A 16,607-nucleotide genomic window follows, 5' to 3' on the forward strand; every position below is an offset into this window, starting at 1 on the left:
TTGTTTAAGGATTTGCTTTAACGCGATAAAGTTGGGAGAGTAAATATTGTGTTACTAAAGTAGGCTGTTCAGCTTCCATAAGCGATCGCACTACCGCTACACGTTCGGCACCTGCGTCAATCACCTCGTTGATATTATTTGGGTCGATTCCCCCAATCGCAAACCAAGGTATCGGACTATTTTTCGCTGCATAACTGACATATTCTACGCCAGTTGCTGCTTTACCGACTTTTGTGGGAGTTTCATAAACTGGTCCAACACCAATATAATCTGCTCCATCGGTAATCGCCCCTTGCATTTCTTTTGAATTTGTGGTAGAACGACCTATCAAGCGCTGTGGTCCGAGTAATTGTCGGGCAATGGCAATCGGCATATCTTGCTGTCCTAGATGCACCCCATCTGCATCGACTGCCAAAGCCAAATCTACTCGGTCATTCATGATAAAAAGAGCGCCATAGCTGTGACATAGCTGCCGCAACTTCATAGCTTGTTCTAGACGCACAGTATCATCAGCGGTTTTGTCGCGGTACTGTAAAAGCGTTAATCCACCTTTGAGAGCAGCTTCAACGGTTGACAATAAATTTTCACTTTGGGAGGTGACAAGATAAAGACGCGATCGCAATAGCAATTGATGGCGCTGATAACCGAATAAACTACTTTCCAGGGTATAAACCCGATAGCGCATCTGCTTAAAAGCTTTCCCCATATTCGGATGAGTCAGCTTGCCGTATTCTTCCAGCACCCGCATTGCTTCTTGTACGCGACCGAAGTTAGCTTGCAATAACGATTTGATATTGGCGCGTTGTTCTTCCTGAGGATGACTTAACCCAGTACCAGCATCGCCCATTGTATCCCGTGCCGCCCGTATTTGAGCCGTATGCCAATTAGCTATCTCTTGTCGTAAATGCTTACATTCAAGAGTTAATTGGGCATTATTCAACCCAAAGCGACACCATTCTTCGATAATTCGCAAACCTTCACGAGCGCGATCTAAATTGGCATCTAAAATGCGGTAAATAACATGCTGTATCTGCTCTGTTTGGCTGTATGGCTCGACCATTAGAACAACCCCATTAGTGCTTTCATCGTCACAGCCAGCCTCTTTCATATTTGCAATCTTTTTCGCATGGAAGTTGGTTATTTATTAGAAATTGGAAATTGGGCAATGGCAATGGCAATGGGCAATGGGCAATGGGCATTGGGCATTGGTAATAATTCTTTTCCTATTCCCTAGTCCCCAGTCCCCAGTCCCCAGTCCCTAGTCCCTAGTAGCCAATAGGTCAATATATGGGTAATATTATCGACATACTAGCCGTTGTCTGAGTATAAAAAATTAATCTTGGTTGTAAGGAGTGCTCTAAATTGATTTCCCCCTTTGTGTTTCCTAACTATCGTAAAGCAGATATGGTGCCATCCAAGGCGATCGCTTTTGACTACAAACCAGATTCTTGCCTGAAATTAGCAATACTTTTGGTTGTTCGTTCTTCTATTTTTTGTTTTACCCTTAGCGTAGGCGTGGTAACTACAGCATTGTTGGGTATTGCCGACACCGCCATAGCTCAACCATCTGCATCAAATCAGATGCTTATGGGTGAAAAAACAATGTCTCAGGTTAATGTGCTGTTTGTCAACCCAAGTGTCGGAGATGACAAACTAGGCAATGGTGGTGAACGGGCACCCTTAAAAACAATTACCCAAGCACTGCAAGCTGCCAAACCCAATACTGTAATTATCCTCTCCAAAGGTACTTACAGCACCCAAACCGGAGAGGTATTTCCTTTAATCCTCAAAACAGGAGTGTCAATTCAAGGAGATTCGCAAAACCTAGGACGCGAAATTCAAATTCAGGGGGGTGGTTATTACCTCAGTCGCAGCTTTGGCGGACAAAATATCACAATTGTCGGAGCAAACCAAGCCCGATTAACTGGGGTGACAGTGACGAACCCCAATCCTCGTGGTTACGGCTTATGGATTGAATCGAGCAATCCTATAATTGTCGAAAATACTTTTACGGGTAGTACACAAGATGGCGTTTCTGTCAATGGAAATAGTGCGCCCATTATTAGCAAAAATTACTTTTATCGCAATGGAGCGAATGGAATCACCATTAATGGTAATTCGAGTCCGCAAGTGCGAGAAAATGTCTTTGAACAAACGGGTTTTGGGATTAATATTGCCAAAAATGCCACGCCAATGGTGGTAGGAAATCAAATTAAGAACAACAGAGCCGGAATTATTGTCCAGGCTAATGCTCGCCCAATTTTACGGAATAATGTAATTGAGGGCAGTAAAGAAGATGGGTTAGTAGCGATCGCACAAGCAATGCCAGATTTAGGTAACGCATCCGAAGCCGGTGGTAATCAGTTTCGCAATAATGCTCGTTATGACATTAACGCGCTTGCGGCAAAACAAGTAATTTCCGCTGTTGGGAATAACTTGGGAAGCGATCGCATCGCCGGTAAAATAGATATGCAAGGTGGAAGTGCTATGGCTTCATTACCCAATAATCTGGCACCTCCAACTTCAGCAAATCGAGAAATCACCTTCAATGCACCCGCAGTATCCGAAACTCCTAAATTAGAACGGTCATCATCTAGACCCAACATTCCTTGGGGACGCTTGAATCCGCAACTAATGCCACTACAAAGTGCCAATTCTCCGCTTTCCGTGGCTTCTCAAAATCAACAGCAACCCATTTCTAAACTTGCCACCTTTCCTACTCCTAGCAGCTTACCAGGGTATCGAGAATCAGTTTCTGCGCCATCGACCATCGCAACTAACGCAGTGATGCCACAGTTGAATTATGTGCGAGTTGATCCCAACACAATTGAGTTTAACGCACCGCAATCTGTCAGCGATACGCGAAACGTGAGCGCACCTGAAAACCCAACAACAACGTATCGCAGTCAATCGCCTTTGTCTATGGGCGTTACCCAAACCGGTTTGCGTTATCGGGTAATGGTGGAAATAGCAAATCAAAACGAGCAAAACTTAGTGCGATCTATTGCTCCTGGTGCTTTTGCTACAGTTTGGCAAGGTAGGGGAGTCATGCAAGCAGGAGTTTTTAGCAGTCGCTATAATGCTAACGAAATGCTGAAACTTCTCAACAGAAAGGGTTTGAGAGGAATGATTTCGCCGACGAATTAAGCTTGTATTATTGGAAAGCGCCATCGCTCTTTTTTTCATAATTCTTAATAAAGTTGAGAAACAGGCGATCGCCCCTTTTTTATACTCTGCTCTCACAAGCGTATATGTCCTAAAATTGAAAAAACTTATAGCTGTGCGGCAAATATGGACAGGATATCAATTAACTCTCAAATCCACTTTGGGAAGCCTTGCATAGCAGGTACTCGCATAACTGTGCAAAGCATTCTTGAATTGCTCAATGAAGGGCTTTCTTTTAAAGAAATTATTCAAGAATACTATCCCAATCTTCAAGTTGAGGAGATCCAAGCTTGTTTACAGTATGCCATTGCACTAGTGGCGGCTGAAGACATTCATTTGGCATCAGCTTAGTTATGAAGCTTCTTCTTGATCAAGATGTGTATGCTGTGACTGCAAGCTTTTTGATAGATGCTGGACACGATGTAGTTCTTGTAGGGATGATTGGTTTAGAGCAAGCTAGTGACGAAGAAATACTCAGATTAGCGCAAGAAGAAAATAGAGTTCTGATCACGCGAGACAGAGACTACGGAAATCTTGTTTTTGTGAAGGCAATTGGAACTGGTGTTATTTATCTTCGAGTTCTACCTAAGACTGTGAAAGCAGTTCACAACGAACTAGCACGAGTTCTACAAAGCTATTCTGAAGCAGAACTTATAGGAGGGTTTTTGGTTGTAGAACCGGATGGACATCGGTTTAGAAAACTATCTTCATAGAAAGTTAAATCAGCCTGATTTTAGAGAGCAAAGAGCGATCGCTCTTTTTTTCGTAAGTCCTATAATGACATAACAGAGTTATGAAGTGCGATCGCCCCAACTAGCGATCAGTTATGATCCAATACGCAAAGTGTAGCTGCATACTGCAAGGAAAAGGTTGTTATATCAAGTTGATCTTGCTCAGTCCAGGTATCGCTTTGATCGACGATAGACAGATTTTGCTGCAATACGGTTCGTTGAGGATTAAAGTTGCCAAGCGTAACCGCTCAGTTGGTGAAAGGGTGCAGACAATTTGATTGTAGATTTGTTGGAAGGTCGTTGACACGGCAAATCCTCACCTGGTCAGAATATTTTGTATTGTTAGTCGTTCTCTTTTTACTACAGCCCTTTGATCGGGAGTTAAAACAGCTTCCATTTGTTGTTGCGATCGTACCATAATTTGCTCGAACTGAGTGCGCTGTGTTTTCGGTTTTATATATGTACTTCATTTATCTGAAATCTGCTGTAGACATGAAACTTGAAGGCATCAAAAAACTAATCGACGCGCTTCGGGGCAACCTTAAGAGGATTAAAGGCTATTCTATAAATTAGGTTTTTAATTGATAAGATATAAAGACTTTCTTTAACTATTTTCAACCCTCCATTTCTTTTTGGGTGTAACGTCGGAGCGACTTTTCACTACTCATTGCTTTGAGTTTTGATGTGAACAACTCAGAGCGATCGCTTTTTTCTGGGGTGAATTGTCCAATTGGTGGATGATTGGCAGCAGGTAAACACAATGGCTGTTGATTCAAAGAAGATGTTTGGCTGACAAGATGCCTATCAGCGGTTCTTATGAGGCTTAATGCATAATGCTGACGCCCAAGGGAATATTTAGACACTCCAGTTGTGGAAGATGGCAAAACCTTTTCTGTCTCTGTACTTTCCCGTGTTTGGTGATGTAAGATTGGCTTTTCTTGACTCATCACTTCTATCGGCTGAGTATTATTGCGGCTACTATACCCAGTATTGACGCTGGCAGCAGTCGCTGAATTGTGAGTTAGAGAATTTGCGGTTGGTGGTAATTCAGGAGTATTTTCTTTATTCTCAGATAGAAATGGTGAAGTTAGTGAAGTTAAGCTTTCAGGAAATTTGCTGCAAATCAAGCGTTCAAATTCCATGTTGAAATGAAAAATTGCCTGTCCGCGTCGCTGCCAAAACGTTAAAAGTTGCTGAACTGAAAACGCTTTGTAACGACCTTGATACAGTGCTTCAATCACAGCTAAATGTAGCCAATTTACCGGGTACTGAGTTTGCCAACGGTTAACTAACTCACTAGCACTGTACCCACTGAGGTCAAAACTATAGTGAATTAGTAAGGCGGCTGCCAAGTCGAGCCACTCGTGTGTCGGGGTTTGGGAGTCACCCTTCATGTGCGCCCCCTCAAAGCGTTGAGCGCTGTGTCGCCCAGTTGCAGGATGTGGTGTGGCAGGGGTGTCCAGGGTTGTTGTGAACATCTGGCTATCAGCTTCTGGCAATAGGTATAAAGTTTCAACCCATCCATATAGCCTCAAGGTGCTTTTAGCTACAGGGGAAGTTACCAAGTGCTTTTAATTTTATAGGAAGTGTTTTTTATTCTACTTGCGAACTGCCTTCATTTGAAACGATATACGGTGATTTTATCGGAGGAAATTTTTTGATAGCAACTAATGCTTGGTAAACCATTGCTGCTACTTCTGCGCGTGTGGCAAAGCGAGAAGGCTCGATTTGCTTAGGGTTTGGGTAATTAACTACGATTTTTTGTTGTGTGGCAGTTGCAACTGCTGTACGGGCATAATCAATAATGGTATTACGGTCACTGTAACAGAGTAAGGCATCTGATTGTGCCGATGGCAACTTCAGTCCGTTAACTAAAGAGACAATTACTTGTAGTCGCTGGACATTTTGATTAGGACTGAAAGTGCGATCGCTTTTTCCACCCACAAAACCACCCATAGCGGCGATTTGAATCGCATTATAAGCCCAAAAGTCCTTGGGGACGTCAACAAAAGCCGGTGCTGGGTATCTGGGAGTGGGATTAAATGCTGCCGCTACTAAAGCTGCATAATCGGCACGAGTCATCGGTTTATCTGGGGCAAAAGTCCCATCAGGCAAGCTGTTAATCAAATTCTTGCTTGCCAATGCTTCCACAAAATCCGCTGCCCAATGTCCAGCCAAATCGGAAACAAGAGCGATCAACTCTACTAATCCCTTCACCTGAGCCGGATTCAACTGATTACCTACTAATATTAGTTTTTGTGATGTAACATTATTTAAATCAAATTGACCGTTATCCCGAAAAATATTTTCACCGCTGTCTTGTTTAATACCTAAATTTGGATTTGCATTCCCGTTGACGAACAGTCCCCCTTGGGTATTATTGGCAATGAGATTTTGACGTAGCACGGGTTGCGCTTGTCTGGAGAGAGCGATCGCTGTGCGATTTTCTATTAGTTTGTTCTTTACAAGCATTGGGGCAGCAGAATCACTAATTGCGATGCCAATAATATTTTTTTGAAAAATATTCCGCAGCACTTCCCCTTTACTATTACCAGCCATCACCAAGCCACTGACAGCGTTTTCCACGAACAGATTATCTAGAATTGCAGGTTTAGCACTCCCCGTCACAAACAAAGCTTCCCGACCACACTTGGTAAAAGTATTATTAACCAAAGAGGGTGCGGTGGATTCAATCCAAACACCAGTGCCTTTTGCGGCTGTATTCGTCACAGTTACACCCATGACAGTCGCTTCACCTAACAATAGCAGGGTGATATTTTGCCATCCAAAGCTTTGGCTTTGATATGCACCACTCCCTTCAATGACAATTCCTCGACCTTTAGTGCCTTCGTTACCCACCACCAACACACCATCGGGGATGAATAGCGGAAACACTTCTCCATTCAGAGAATTGTAATTTCCCTCCGCCAGTTGAATAATTGTAGATTTTGTGCTTACTTTTAAAGCACGGCTAATGGTTTTAAACGGACTGAACTTGGAACCAGCATTGGCATCATTTCCAGTCACAGGGTTGACATAGAGTGTGGCAACGACGGTAGAGTTCACCATTGGTAGTTGATAGACAATTGTTTAAATTATGACCGAAATTAGCGATCGCTTCGTGGGGATTAGAACTAGAAACAAAGCCTCTGGAAACAATTGTGGCAGTCTACCAGCTAAATGACTTAAGACTTTGGCGCGATTTGGCTTATCTTCAATCTCCTTGCTTCATTTTCTGGATTCTCTGCCACATCCTTAGCTGCTTCCAGCGTCATTGGTTTTGCCTCCACCTTTGGTTGCAGTTTACTCCAAATATCAGTTGCCTTTCGCTAAACATCCTCACCAATCTGGGAGGGGGAAAGGGGAAAGGAAAAAAGGGGAAAGGTGAAGAAGTTATTTAAAATACGCATAAACTTTTTATATGATTCTTTCCCCCTATAGGGGTTTGAAGCCCACGGATTGTAGTCCTGTCTATAAGAGTGGAGGGGTTACAATCCACGAACAATTTCTTCCCCCCTTTCCCCTTTCCCCTTTACCCTTTACCCCTCTTCATGAACAAGTTTCTGGGATGCACCTTCCACAGCCTTATTGCCCACATTCAGTAGAAATGGCAGACAGGGTGCTAAAAATTTAACTAGTAAAGCTATATCCATTGGTTTATCTAGGCGAAAATTACTTCATAAATGTATGAATCCTTACCAGGTAAGCAAGGAATAATTTATACTTCAAAGCTAAGTTTAATGATTCAGGAAAACCTTTACTTGGATTTGAGGTTGATCTGAGATAGGTAAAAATTCGGAAATCGAGGTTGTAAATGGTTAACCTACATAAAGTTGATAAATTACTACTTTCTTGTACCCAGATTCCCCACTTCACACTGACTAAGTACAACACTTTCTTCCCCAATCTCCTTAAAATCCGTTGCATTTTGAAAATATTGCTTTAATATCTTTTAATGTCCTATCAGCAATCAGGCGAATTTAACGATGATTTCAGTTGATGGTCTGAGTAAAATATACGGCTCAACGACAGCAATCACTGATGTTACTTTTAACGTAGAGGAAGGTGAGATTTTAGGGTTCTTGGGACCCAATGGTGCTGGGAAAACTACAACCATGCGGATTTTAGCTGGTTATTTACCGGCGACAAGTGGCACAGTGAGAATTGCTGGCTACGATGTCCATGAAAATTCTCTCTTAGTACGGCAACGAATTGGCTATTTACCGGAAACACCACCGTTATATCCAGAAATGACGGTTGAAGGCTTTTTGTATTTTGTGACACGGATTAAGGGAGTACCGGCTGGTGATCGCACTACCAAAGTAAAAGCAGCGATTCAGCGTTGTAATTTAGAAGACAAGCATAATGTAATTATTCGCAAGCTTTCTAAGGGATATCGTCAACGAGTTGGCATTGCTCAGGCGATCGTCCACGATCCACCAGCTATCATTCTAGATGAACCTACTGTTGGTCTTGATCCCCGGCAAATCATTGAAGTGCGGAATTTAATTAAAAGTCTCGCGGGTACTCACACAATTATTCTCTCTACGCACATTTTGCCAGAAGTGAGCATGACTTGTAACCGTGTAGCCATTATTAATCGTGGGAAAATAGTAGCAACTAACACCCCAGAAAATCTGATGACGCAGTTGACAGGTGGTTCTGGATATGAATTAGAAATTGCCGGAGAACCTGCCTTAGCCAAACAGGTATTGCAAAACTTAGCTGATGTCAGTTTGGTAGAATCGATGCCGAACGGAATTAACGGTCATACCCCAATTGAGGATAACCGAGCTTATTTGCGGGTTATATCGCAACCAGGAAGCGAACCAGGACAGGAAATTGTCATGGCATTGGTGCGTGGGGGATTTGGTTTATATGAAATGCGACGTGTCAGCGCTACTTTAGAAGATGTCTTCTTGCAACTGACTACAGAAGAAAAAAATTTGTCATCTGAGGTAGACGATGAAGCTAAAGAAGGAGAAGCAGCGTAAATGGGTGTAGTGCTGAGTAATATTATTGCCATTTATCGCCGCGAGTTACAAAGTTATTTTGTATCGCCTTTAGCTTATGCGATCGCCAGTATTTTTTGGCTGTTGTCTGGATTGTTCTTAGTCTTGATTTTGCTCGGACCCGAAGGTATTTTACCAACAGTTGCGGCATATGATTTACAAGGGCAACAAGTCGGGGTGCCAGTACCACCAATTGATGTTCCCTACGAATTTGTCAGGGCATTTTTAGATCGTATGGGATGGCTGTTGCTGTTTGTACTGCCAATTCTTTCAATGGGACTGTATGCCGAAGAACGCAAACGCGGTACATTGGAACTTTTAGCGACATCCCCAGTCACAAATTGGGCAGTAGCTATAGGTAAGTTATTGGGAGTGTTAACATTTTTTACAACAATGGTAGCACCACTGCTGGGGTTTGAAGCGATCGCCTTAAGTGGATCGACTCCACCAATATCACCAACAATTCCCTTATTGGGTCATCTAGCATTAATCTTACTAGCAGCGGCAATATTGTCTATAGGGATGTTTATTTCCTCTTTAACAGACAGCACAATTCTATCTGCCGTTCTCACATTTGCAGTGATTTTATTGCTGTTGTTCTTAGACTTAATCGCCAAAAATATTGGTGGTGTCGCGGGAGAAGCTTTAAGTCATCTATCCTTACTCAAACATTACAACAACCTTGTACAAGGAATTTTCGATACTAGCAGCTTGATATTATTTGCTAGTTACATTGTTTTAGGCATCTTCCTCACAGCACAATCAATTGATGCATTGCGATTTCAGCGTAATTAGTTAGTGGATGGTGGATAGTGGTTAGTGGATGGTGGATAGTGGAATAACAACCAACAAATAACAACCAACAACTAACAACTAACAACCAACAACCAACAAATAACAAACAAGAATTATGAAAATCATCGCCAAACAAACACTTTGGAAATATCTATTTTGGTTTGGTCCATTTTTACTTTTTGCTGGCTTAACAGCGGGGTTAGTATCGCAAAAGTGGGGAGTAATTCCATTAGCATTTTTGATTGCAGGAATTGCGATCGTCGGCTTTTGGTTTATCTGGCAAACTCAACGAACTAACTGGTGGGGACGTCGTTCTACCCAAGCTGGTACAAATGCTTTGGTTGCAACTATTGCAGTATTGGCAATTTTGGGTTTTATTAATTTCTTAGGCACTCGCTATCACCTACGAACAGATTTAACTGATAGTCAGTTATTTACCCTTGCGCCGCAATCACGAGAATTGGTAAACTCTTTACAAAAGCCTGCAAAAGTATGGGTGTTTGATGTTAATCGAAATCCCCAAGATTTGGAATTACTGGAAAATTATCGCCGACAAAGTTCAAATTTTAAGTTTGAATTTGTCGATCCACAAGTAAGACCAGGATTAGCAGATAAATTTGGCGTGAAAGATTATGGAGAAGTTTATCTAGAATCTCAGGATAGACGACAGTTAGTGCAAGTGGTGAATCAAAATGAACGTCTGTCAGAAATTCGCTTGACTAATAGCTTACAACAAATCACTAGCACAACCACAGCTCAAGTTTACTTCCTTCAAGGTCACGGCGAACGTCAACTTGCAACAGGTGAAGGTGCAATTTCCCAAGGAATTCAAGCGTTAAATGACAAAAATTTCACCACATCACCACTAAATCTGGCAGAAAAGTCGGCAGTTCCTGATGATGTATCTGTGGTAATTGTCGCAGGTGCAAAAAAAGCTTTGTTTGATAATGAAGTCAAAGCTTTGCAAAGCTATCTCAATCGAGGTGGTAATTTGCTGTTGATGATCGATCCAAATACTGACTCTAAACTTGATAGTTTACTACAACAGTGGGGCGTGCGTCTGGATAATCGTTTAGCGGTTGATGTTTCTAACAACGTCGGGCTTGGTCCTGCGGTTGCTTTAGTGACACAATATGGACAACACCCAATTACTAAAGATTTCGGTAATGGTATTTCGCTTTATCCGTTTGCCCGTCCTTTAGAAGTTACCCCAGTACCAGGTGTTGAGTCTACCACGTTGATGGTAACGAAACCATATCCCAGTAGTTGGGCAGAAAGCGACTTGCAAAGCGAAAATTTGCAATTTAATGAAGGAAGCGATCGCAAAGGTCCATTAACTTTAGGTGTAGCATTAAAACGCAAACTATCAGCCAAACCTCAAACTCAACCTACCTCCACTTTTACCGAATCACGCTTAGTAGTGTTAGGAAATTCCGATTTCGCTACCGATGGTTTGTTTCAACAACAGTTAAACGGAGACGTATTTCTCAACTCAGTTACTTGGTTGAGTCAGCAAGATCAGCAACCTCTTTCGATTCGTCCCAAAGAAGTCAAAAATCGCCGTATTAACATCACGGGGATGCAGGCAAATCTTTTAGCATTATCATCTTTGATAATATTACCCCTGATTGGGTTAGCTTTCTCTGGTGTTCTCTGGTGGAAGCGACGGTAATGGTTAGTGGATAGTAGTTAGTGGATAGGGGTTAGTGGGAAATCTTAACAAGCAACAACTATCAACTATCAACCAACAACTAACAAATAACAACTAACAAATGATGAAATTGCCACGAACGACTTTAATTTTGATATTGCTAGCGCTGGGTAGTGGTACTTTTGTTTACTTCTATGAAATTAAAGGGGCGCCTGTGCGAGAGGAAGTAAAGGAGAAAAAACAGCAAATTTTCTCTTTTGCAGCAGATGATGTCCAGTCTTTGACGGTAAAGACGGAAAATGTGACTTTAAATCTGGAACGTAATAATAATGCTGGCAATACAAAATGGTTGATAAAATCTCCCACAGCAGTTCCAGCAAACGATCCGATTGTTTCTTATTTGATGGATTTGCTAGTGAAGGGTAAGAGCGATCGCACTTTATCAATTCCAGCTAACCAGCTTGCAGATTTTGGTTTAAATCCACCCCAGGCAACTATCAATATAAAGCTGAAAAATCAGAAAACTCATCAATTAACTTTAGGTAAACCTGATTTTAATCGCCGTTTCTTGTATGCTCAAGTTGATCCTACTCCTAAACCAGATGGTAATATCAATGTACTATTGGTATCCACTGATTTTGAAAATGCAGTCAAGCGGGAGCTTTCAGAGTGGCAGCAACCTGGAAATAATAATATCAAAAATTTACCTAGCCCCGTAAAACCCAATCCAGCAAACACCAAATAAATCAAAAAAAAGGGGAAAGGGAAAACGGAAACCCCATAAATTGCAAGAGCTTCTTTGACTAATTGTCTATTAATCAAATAGACAAAAGGTAAATAAACAATGATTAAAAATTAAGTAGTTAATAACTTTGATGTTAATCATCAATCATCATAAAGTTTGGCGTTTGACTGCTTAATTAGTAAATCAATAATTTCTTTGTGTTTTTTATGAAACTTTAATAGTTCCAAATAAGCAAATGGCACTACTACTATCCATAAAATACTACCTATTACCAAAATTACACCAGAAAATAAGCGTTGCTCTAAATTCATTTGTTCATCTTGTAAAAAAAAATGCAGCCATTCTGTAAAAAAACAGTAAGCCATCACCAGATAACAAATAATTGCCAAATAAATAAGAAGTGTGTGTAGCATATTGCTTCCATAAGTTACTAGTAAATGAACCATTGAGATGAGGGTTTCGTTTTTTTCGGTGGCAGCAATTCCCTGATTAGTGGGCAATTACCATTTGGGAGTTTTCTATTATACTAAAATTTGTAAATTACGCATTGAGAGAAATTTGATTGTATGCCTAAACCCTTACTTGATTTGTGGAACAGAATTTAAGCATAAATCAGCTTTCTTTAGAATGGGTGTAAGCACTATCAAATTATGCAGTTTTAGAATAGAAATGGAAAAAATTGCCACTACTCTAGTCAGATCAACCAAGAAGATTGAGTGTAGTGCCATTAGCACGTAAGTGTCTATTTGTAAACCACCTAAGTCCTAAAATTATCACGGTTTCTTGCTCGCAATATTAAACTATATTTTATACTACCTAAATTCAAGTCGAATTTTTATCCTTTTTGTTCCTGTGTATACTGATCTACATAGGTGAAAAGTTTATAGCAATGCGATTTGATTTGGAGAATCACTCGTAGAGGTAAGGGACTGGGGACTGGGGACTGGGAAGGAGGAATAAAAGTGTACTGAGTTTTGTTCAAAAATCAAATATGAGTCCTATATAAAAGAAAAAGTTAAATAATTGGTAACTTAAATTACCAATTATCATTGATGATGCCAATCTTAATACTGTACATTTAAATAATATTTTTTAAAAAATCAAATAAAAATTCAAGAAACCTTGTAGAGACGTAGCAGTGCTACGTCTTTGTATATTATTATGACAAGTCCGACAGCAACATTGTTAATTTCCTGCCCCGATCAACGGGGACTTGTAGCGAAAATTGCCAACTTCATCTATGCTAATGGTGGCAATATCATCCACGCAGACCAGCATACAGACTTTGCGGCTGGTTTATTTCTCACCCGGATTGAATGGCAGTTGGATGGATTTAATTTGCCGCGAGAATTGATTGCACCAGCATTTAATGCGATCGCTCAACCTTTAAGTGCAAAGTGGGAACTGCATTTTTCTGATACTGTACCGCGCATTGCCATTTGGGTAAGCAAGCAAGACCATTGTCTATTTGACTTGATTTGGCGACAGCGTGCGAAAGAGTTTGCATCGGAAATTCCGCTAATTATCAGCAACCATCCTGATTTAAAGCTGGTGGCAGAGAAATTTAATATCGATTATCACCACATTCCCATTACTAAAGATAGCAAGTCAGAACAGGAAGCTAAACAACTAGAATTACTACATCATTATAAAATTGATTTGGTTGTATTGGCTAAATATATGCAAGTTGTCAGTGCAGATTTTCTTGCTAAATTTCCCCAAACTATTAATATTCACCACTCATTTTTACCAGCTTTTGTTGGCGCAAATCCCTATCACAGAGCTTTTGAACGTGGTGTAAAAATTATTGGGGCAACGGCTCATTACGCTACTGCTGATTTAGATGCTGGTCCAATTATTGAGCAAGATGTAGTCCGAGTAAGTCACCGCGATGAAGTCGAAGATTTGATTAGAAAAGGTAAGGATTTGGAGCGAGTTGTCTTAGCAAGGGCAGTGCGTTTACACTTACAAAATCGGGTTTTGGTGTATGGAAATCGGACTGTGGTTTTTGGGTAGAGACGTTGCATTGCTACGTCTCTACGAACATCATGCCCCGTTTATTATCTCTCAACAATCTGGCTTCTGAGACTCTCGACAAATGCCAGAACTTCGTTTTTAGCTCTTTGTTTTACCCCGTTTTTATCAAGGGCTAGCGCTACACCATTAGCAAAAGCATCAAATTCACTGTTTGTCAGACCTCCACCCATTCCACTATGGGAAAGCTTCATAGTCCGACCAGTATAAATACAGGGACCACCTGCCGCTTGGCAGAATTGATCTATGAGGAACTGACGTAACCGCTGTCCTGAGTTGGTGCTCAAGCCAACAAAGTATCTGCCAATTAGTGGGTCATTAATTACGTTTTGTGCGGTATCGTCAATGACGGCTGCGATCGCATTATAGCCTCCCAGCCTTTGATAGAGAGTCCTTTCTCCTGAACGTTCTGAATCTGAATTATACTGAGCTATGATTGTTGAAGTTGTTGATAGTTGTGCTGTTGGCGTTGTGGTGGTGGAAACAGCAAAACTAGGGGTTAATCTGAAAATTGTCACAGCCACGAGACTGATACAAACCAATCCCAACCAGAAAGCCTTTGTAAACAGGCTTTTTATTTTCAAAATGAAAATTCCTCTCTTTAAGTTTAGTGCTGCATAAGTTTTCTTACTTTTACGCCGTTTAATGGTGGCGGTGAAATTACTTAAGCTGCGATCACTTGAAATTAAACCATAAATTCCGTGCAATTACTATATCTAATAAATAGATTCATACAAACCAAAATCCCCCATTCCTCAGACATCATAAGCAGCTGTAATCGCTGATGATGGGACGATGGGGGTGTAACTCAAGTAAAAAAACAGTGATTTTACTCACTAGAATTTTAAATAAATTTATAAAAATTTTACAGATTTACTTTTTGTCTTGTTGAAAAATTTATAATTTATTCTTTCTTAGAGGATGGGGGTGAAAGTATTATAAAAGACTTAAAAAGCCCTAATAAGGAAAAATTTGACATTATCAGCCTTTATCCTCTTGGTCAGCGCGAATCAATTCAGCGATAAAAGCGACGATCGCAGATACTAAAATTAAGATGACGCTGAGAGCATTGATATCTGGCTTGACTCCAGTTCTGATGCGGCTGAAAATTTCCATTGGCAGTGTGTTGGAACCACTACCGGCGGTGAAGCTGGCAATGAGAAAGTCATCTAAGCTGAGTACAAAAGCAAGCAAACAACCTGCGATAATTCCAGGCATTAGCTGAGGTAGCAATACTTGGATGAAAGCTTGCATTGGTGTGGCTCCTAAATCAAGTGCGGCTTCTTCTAGGTGAGGATCTATGTTGGTAAGTCGCGATGAAACTACAAGCGCAACGTATGCTAGACAGAAGACGACATGAGCGGCAACAATTGTCCACAAACTTAAGGGGATGGCAAAGGCTGCTAAAAAAACTAGGGTAGCTACAGCGATCGCAATATCGGGAATAATCAATGGTAGGTAAGAAATTCCCCTATACAATGCTTTTCCCGGAAACTGGTAACGCGCTATACCTACCGCCATCAAGGTTCCCAGCACTGCTGCTATACTTACGGCACTACAAGCAACTATTAAACTGTTTTTTAAAGCTGATAATATACGTTCATCACTGAATAGCTTGGTATACCAATCAAGGGTGAATCCTTGCCAAGTTGCACTGTAAGGCGAGGAGTTGAAGCTATAAAAGGCAAGTACCAAAATCGGCAGATACATCACCACAAACATCAGTAGTGAGAAAACCGCTTGCCATGCGACACGCGGTTTCTTTTGGGATGAATATATATTCACGTTTATTTTAAGCTAGTTCTTCCTTATCAAAACTAATCATATCATTTTTCATGTCAATAGTCAATAGCAAATTCCCCTTTAATCGAATACATGTAGTAGTCTGTCAATTTTATTTTGAGGGGTTATGTATACATCCAAAACCCTGTAGAGACGCGAAATTTCGCGTCTCTACAACTGCTTTGTAAATTGTTTACATGAGTAGATTAACTCCAACCCAGTAGAGAATTAAAACTGAAACAACACTTAACCACAAAATTCCTTTGTTCGTATACCAATTCTTGTTCATTTGATTTTTCCTGGTTGAGTGGGCATAGCATTGTCAAAACTAGGAAATAAGCTATTGCTTGGCATTTCCCGGAGTTATTATTAGCTATTCCCAATTAATTATCAAATTTGGTTCAATTTGCGATTTTAAGAAATTGAGCAACCATTATTTATTTGGTTGTTAATACTATTTTAGCGATCGCCACAGTATTTTGACCAGCAGATAAATAATTAAACGGTATATTCCTTAAGGTAGAGAATAATCAAGATTAAGTTAGTTTTTTGAAATATTCCTCTCTCAAGAGGTAGTTATTTCCTTCCTTTCGGTAGACAGTAATTATCGAAATATGTACAATAATAGAAATGAAATTATTGTCTTGCAACAGTTTGTTTTCAAACTTAATTCTTATGCAGAGTGCATCAAT

14 protein-coding genes are annotated in these 16,607 nt (G+C 40.7%); 8 read left to right on the forward strand and 6 right to left on the reverse strand.

All coding sequences use genetic code 11. The annotated features are described in order from the left end of the window. Positions 1 to 4: 4 nt before the first annotated feature. On the reverse strand, positions 5 to 1,108 hold the full coding sequence (locus TOL9009_RS0108570) for a thiamine phosphate synthase (RefSeq protein ID WP_029632437.1): 1,104 nt from the start codon (positions 1,106 to 1,108) through the stop codon (positions 5 to 7). Between the two features lie 296 nt (positions 1,109 to 1,404). On the opposite strand from TOL9009_RS0108570, the gene TOL9009_RS0108580 reads away from it, so the two are divergent. The 3 genes from TOL9009_RS0108580 to TOL9009_RS0108590 all read left to right on the forward strand — a co-directional run bounded on the left by TOL9009_RS0108580 (position 1,405) and on the right by TOL9009_RS0108590 (position 3,878). Beyond that, a complete protein-coding gene (locus TOL9009_RS0108580) occupies positions 1,405 to 3,147 on the forward strand; it encodes a DUF1565 domain-containing protein (RefSeq protein ID WP_051503078.1) in 1,743 nt (580 codons plus the stop codon). A gap of 144 nt (positions 3,148 to 3,291) precedes the next feature. Further along, on the forward strand, positions 3,292 to 3,516 hold the full coding sequence (locus TOL9009_RS0108585; protein ID WP_029632439.1) for a DUF433 domain-containing protein: 225 nt from the start codon (positions 3,292 to 3,294) through the stop codon (positions 3,514 to 3,516). 2 nt (positions 3,517 to 3,518) lie between these two features. After that, positions 3,519 to 3,878: a DUF5615 family PIN-like protein gene (locus TOL9009_RS0108590; RefSeq protein WP_029632440.1), complete on the forward strand. Its 360-nt coding sequence runs from the start codon at positions 3,519 to 3,521 to the stop codon at positions 3,876 to 3,878. A gap of 632 nt (positions 3,879 to 4,510) precedes the next feature. Here the strand turns inward: TOL9009_RS0108590 and TOL9009_RS38615 are convergent. Continuing rightward, a complete protein-coding gene (locus TOL9009_RS38615; protein ID WP_051503079.1) occupies positions 4,511 to 5,290 on the reverse strand; it encodes a hypothetical protein in 780 nt (259 codons plus the stop codon). Positions 5,291 to 5,489: 199 nt separating this feature from the next. After that, on the reverse strand, positions 5,490 to 6,965 hold the full coding sequence (locus TOL9009_RS0108605) for a DUF1565 domain-containing protein (protein WP_029632443.1): 1,476 nt from the start codon (positions 6,963 to 6,965) through the stop codon (positions 5,490 to 5,492). 917 nt (positions 6,966 to 7,882) lie between these two features. Between TOL9009_RS0108605 and TOL9009_RS0108615 the strand changes: the two genes are divergently transcribed. From TOL9009_RS0108615 to TOL9009_RS0108630, 4 genes are all read left to right on the forward strand, one after another. Beyond that, positions 7,883 to 8,890: an ABC transporter ATP-binding protein gene (locus TOL9009_RS0108615; RefSeq protein ID WP_029632444.1), complete on the forward strand. Its 1,008-nt coding sequence runs from the start codon at positions 7,883 to 7,885 to the stop codon at positions 8,888 to 8,890. Beyond that, positions 8,891 to 9,703: an ABC transporter permease gene (locus TOL9009_RS0108620; protein WP_029632445.1), complete on the forward strand. Its 813-nt coding sequence runs from the start codon at positions 8,891 to 8,893 to the stop codon at positions 9,701 to 9,703. 115 nt (positions 9,704 to 9,818) lie between these two features. Continuing rightward, positions 9,819 to 11,375 (forward strand): GldG family protein, encoded by a 1,557-nt coding sequence (locus TOL9009_RS0108625; RefSeq protein WP_029632446.1) that lies wholly within the window; start codon positions 9,819 to 9,821, stop codon positions 11,373 to 11,375. Positions 11,376 to 11,478: 103 nt separating this feature from the next. Continuing rightward, complete coding sequence (locus TOL9009_RS0108630; RefSeq protein ID WP_029632447.1) at positions 11,479 to 12,099, forward strand: DUF4340 domain-containing protein; 621 nt, start codon at positions 11,479 to 11,481, stop codon at positions 12,097 to 12,099. A gap of 140 nt (positions 12,100 to 12,239) precedes the next feature. On the opposite strand, the gene TOL9009_RS0108635 is transcribed toward TOL9009_RS0108630, so the two are convergent. Continuing rightward, positions 12,240 to 12,599, reverse strand: coding sequence for a hypothetical protein (locus TOL9009_RS0108635; protein ID WP_313770054.1), 360 nt, complete (start codon positions 12,597 to 12,599; stop codon positions 12,240 to 12,242). A 661-nt stretch (positions 12,600 to 13,260) separates the two neighbouring features. Here TOL9009_RS0108635 and purU point away from each other — a divergent pair. Beyond that, a complete protein-coding gene (gene purU, locus TOL9009_RS0108640) occupies positions 13,261 to 14,115 on the forward strand; it encodes a formyltetrahydrofolate deformylase (RefSeq protein ID WP_029632449.1) in 855 nt (284 codons plus the stop codon). Positions 14,116 to 14,159: 44 nt separating this feature from the next. Here purU and TOL9009_RS0108645 read toward each other — a convergent pair whose 3' ends face one another. Further along, positions 14,160 to 14,717: a group I truncated hemoglobin gene (locus TOL9009_RS0108645; protein WP_144238184.1), complete on the reverse strand. Its 558-nt coding sequence runs from the start codon at positions 14,715 to 14,717 to the stop codon at positions 14,160 to 14,162. Positions 14,718 to 15,114: 397 nt separating this feature from the next. Continuing rightward, positions 15,115 to 15,918 (reverse strand): ABC transporter permease, encoded by an 804-nt coding sequence (locus TOL9009_RS0108650; protein ID WP_313770055.1) that lies wholly within the window; start codon positions 15,916 to 15,918, stop codon positions 15,115 to 15,117. Positions 15,919 to 16,607 lie beyond the last annotated feature (689 nt).

It is taken from the genome of [Scytonema hofmanni] UTEX 2349, assembly GCF_000582685.1.
GTDB classification, from domain to species: Bacteria; Cyanobacteriota; Cyanobacteriia; order Cyanobacteriales; family Nostocaceae; genus Hassallia; species Hassallia hofmanni.

Excerpts from the sequence above, each read along its gene's own strand:
- TOL9009_RS0108570 (WP_029632437.1), bottom strand. The coding sequence starts at position 1,108 with ATGAAAGAGGCTGGCTGTGACGATGAAAGCACTAATGGGGTTGTTCTA.
- TOL9009_RS0108580 (WP_051503078.1), top strand. The coding sequence starts at position 1,405 with ATGGTGCCATCCAAGGCGATCGCTTTTGACTACAAACCAGATTCTTGC.
- TOL9009_RS0108585 (WP_029632439.1), top strand. The coding sequence starts at position 3,292 with ATGGACAGGATATCAATTAACTCTCAAATCCACTTTGGGAAGCCTTGC.
- TOL9009_RS0108590 (WP_029632440.1), top strand. The coding sequence starts at position 3,519 with ATGAAGCTTCTTCTTGATCAAGATGTGTATGCTGTGACTGCAAGCTTT.
- TOL9009_RS38615 (WP_051503079.1), bottom strand. The coding sequence starts at position 5,290 with ATGAAGGGTGACTCCCAAACCCCGACACACGAGTGGCTCGACTTGGCA.
- TOL9009_RS0108605 (WP_029632443.1), bottom strand. The coding sequence starts at position 6,965 with ATGGTGAACTCTACCGTCGTTGCCACACTCTATGTCAACCCTGTGACT.
- TOL9009_RS0108615 (WP_029632444.1), top strand. The coding sequence starts at position 7,883 with ATGATTTCAGTTGATGGTCTGAGTAAAATATACGGCTCAACGACAGCA.
- TOL9009_RS0108620 (WP_029632445.1), top strand. The coding sequence starts at position 8,891 with ATGGGTGTAGTGCTGAGTAATATTATTGCCATTTATCGCCGCGAGTTA.
- TOL9009_RS0108625 (WP_029632446.1), top strand. The coding sequence starts at position 9,819 with ATGAAAATCATCGCCAAACAAACACTTTGGAAATATCTATTTTGGTTT.
- TOL9009_RS0108630 (WP_029632447.1), top strand. The coding sequence starts at position 11,479 with ATGAAATTGCCACGAACGACTTTAATTTTGATATTGCTAGCGCTGGGT.
- purU (WP_029632449.1), top strand. The coding sequence starts at position 13,261 with ATGACAAGTCCGACAGCAACATTGTTAATTTCCTGCCCCGATCAACGG.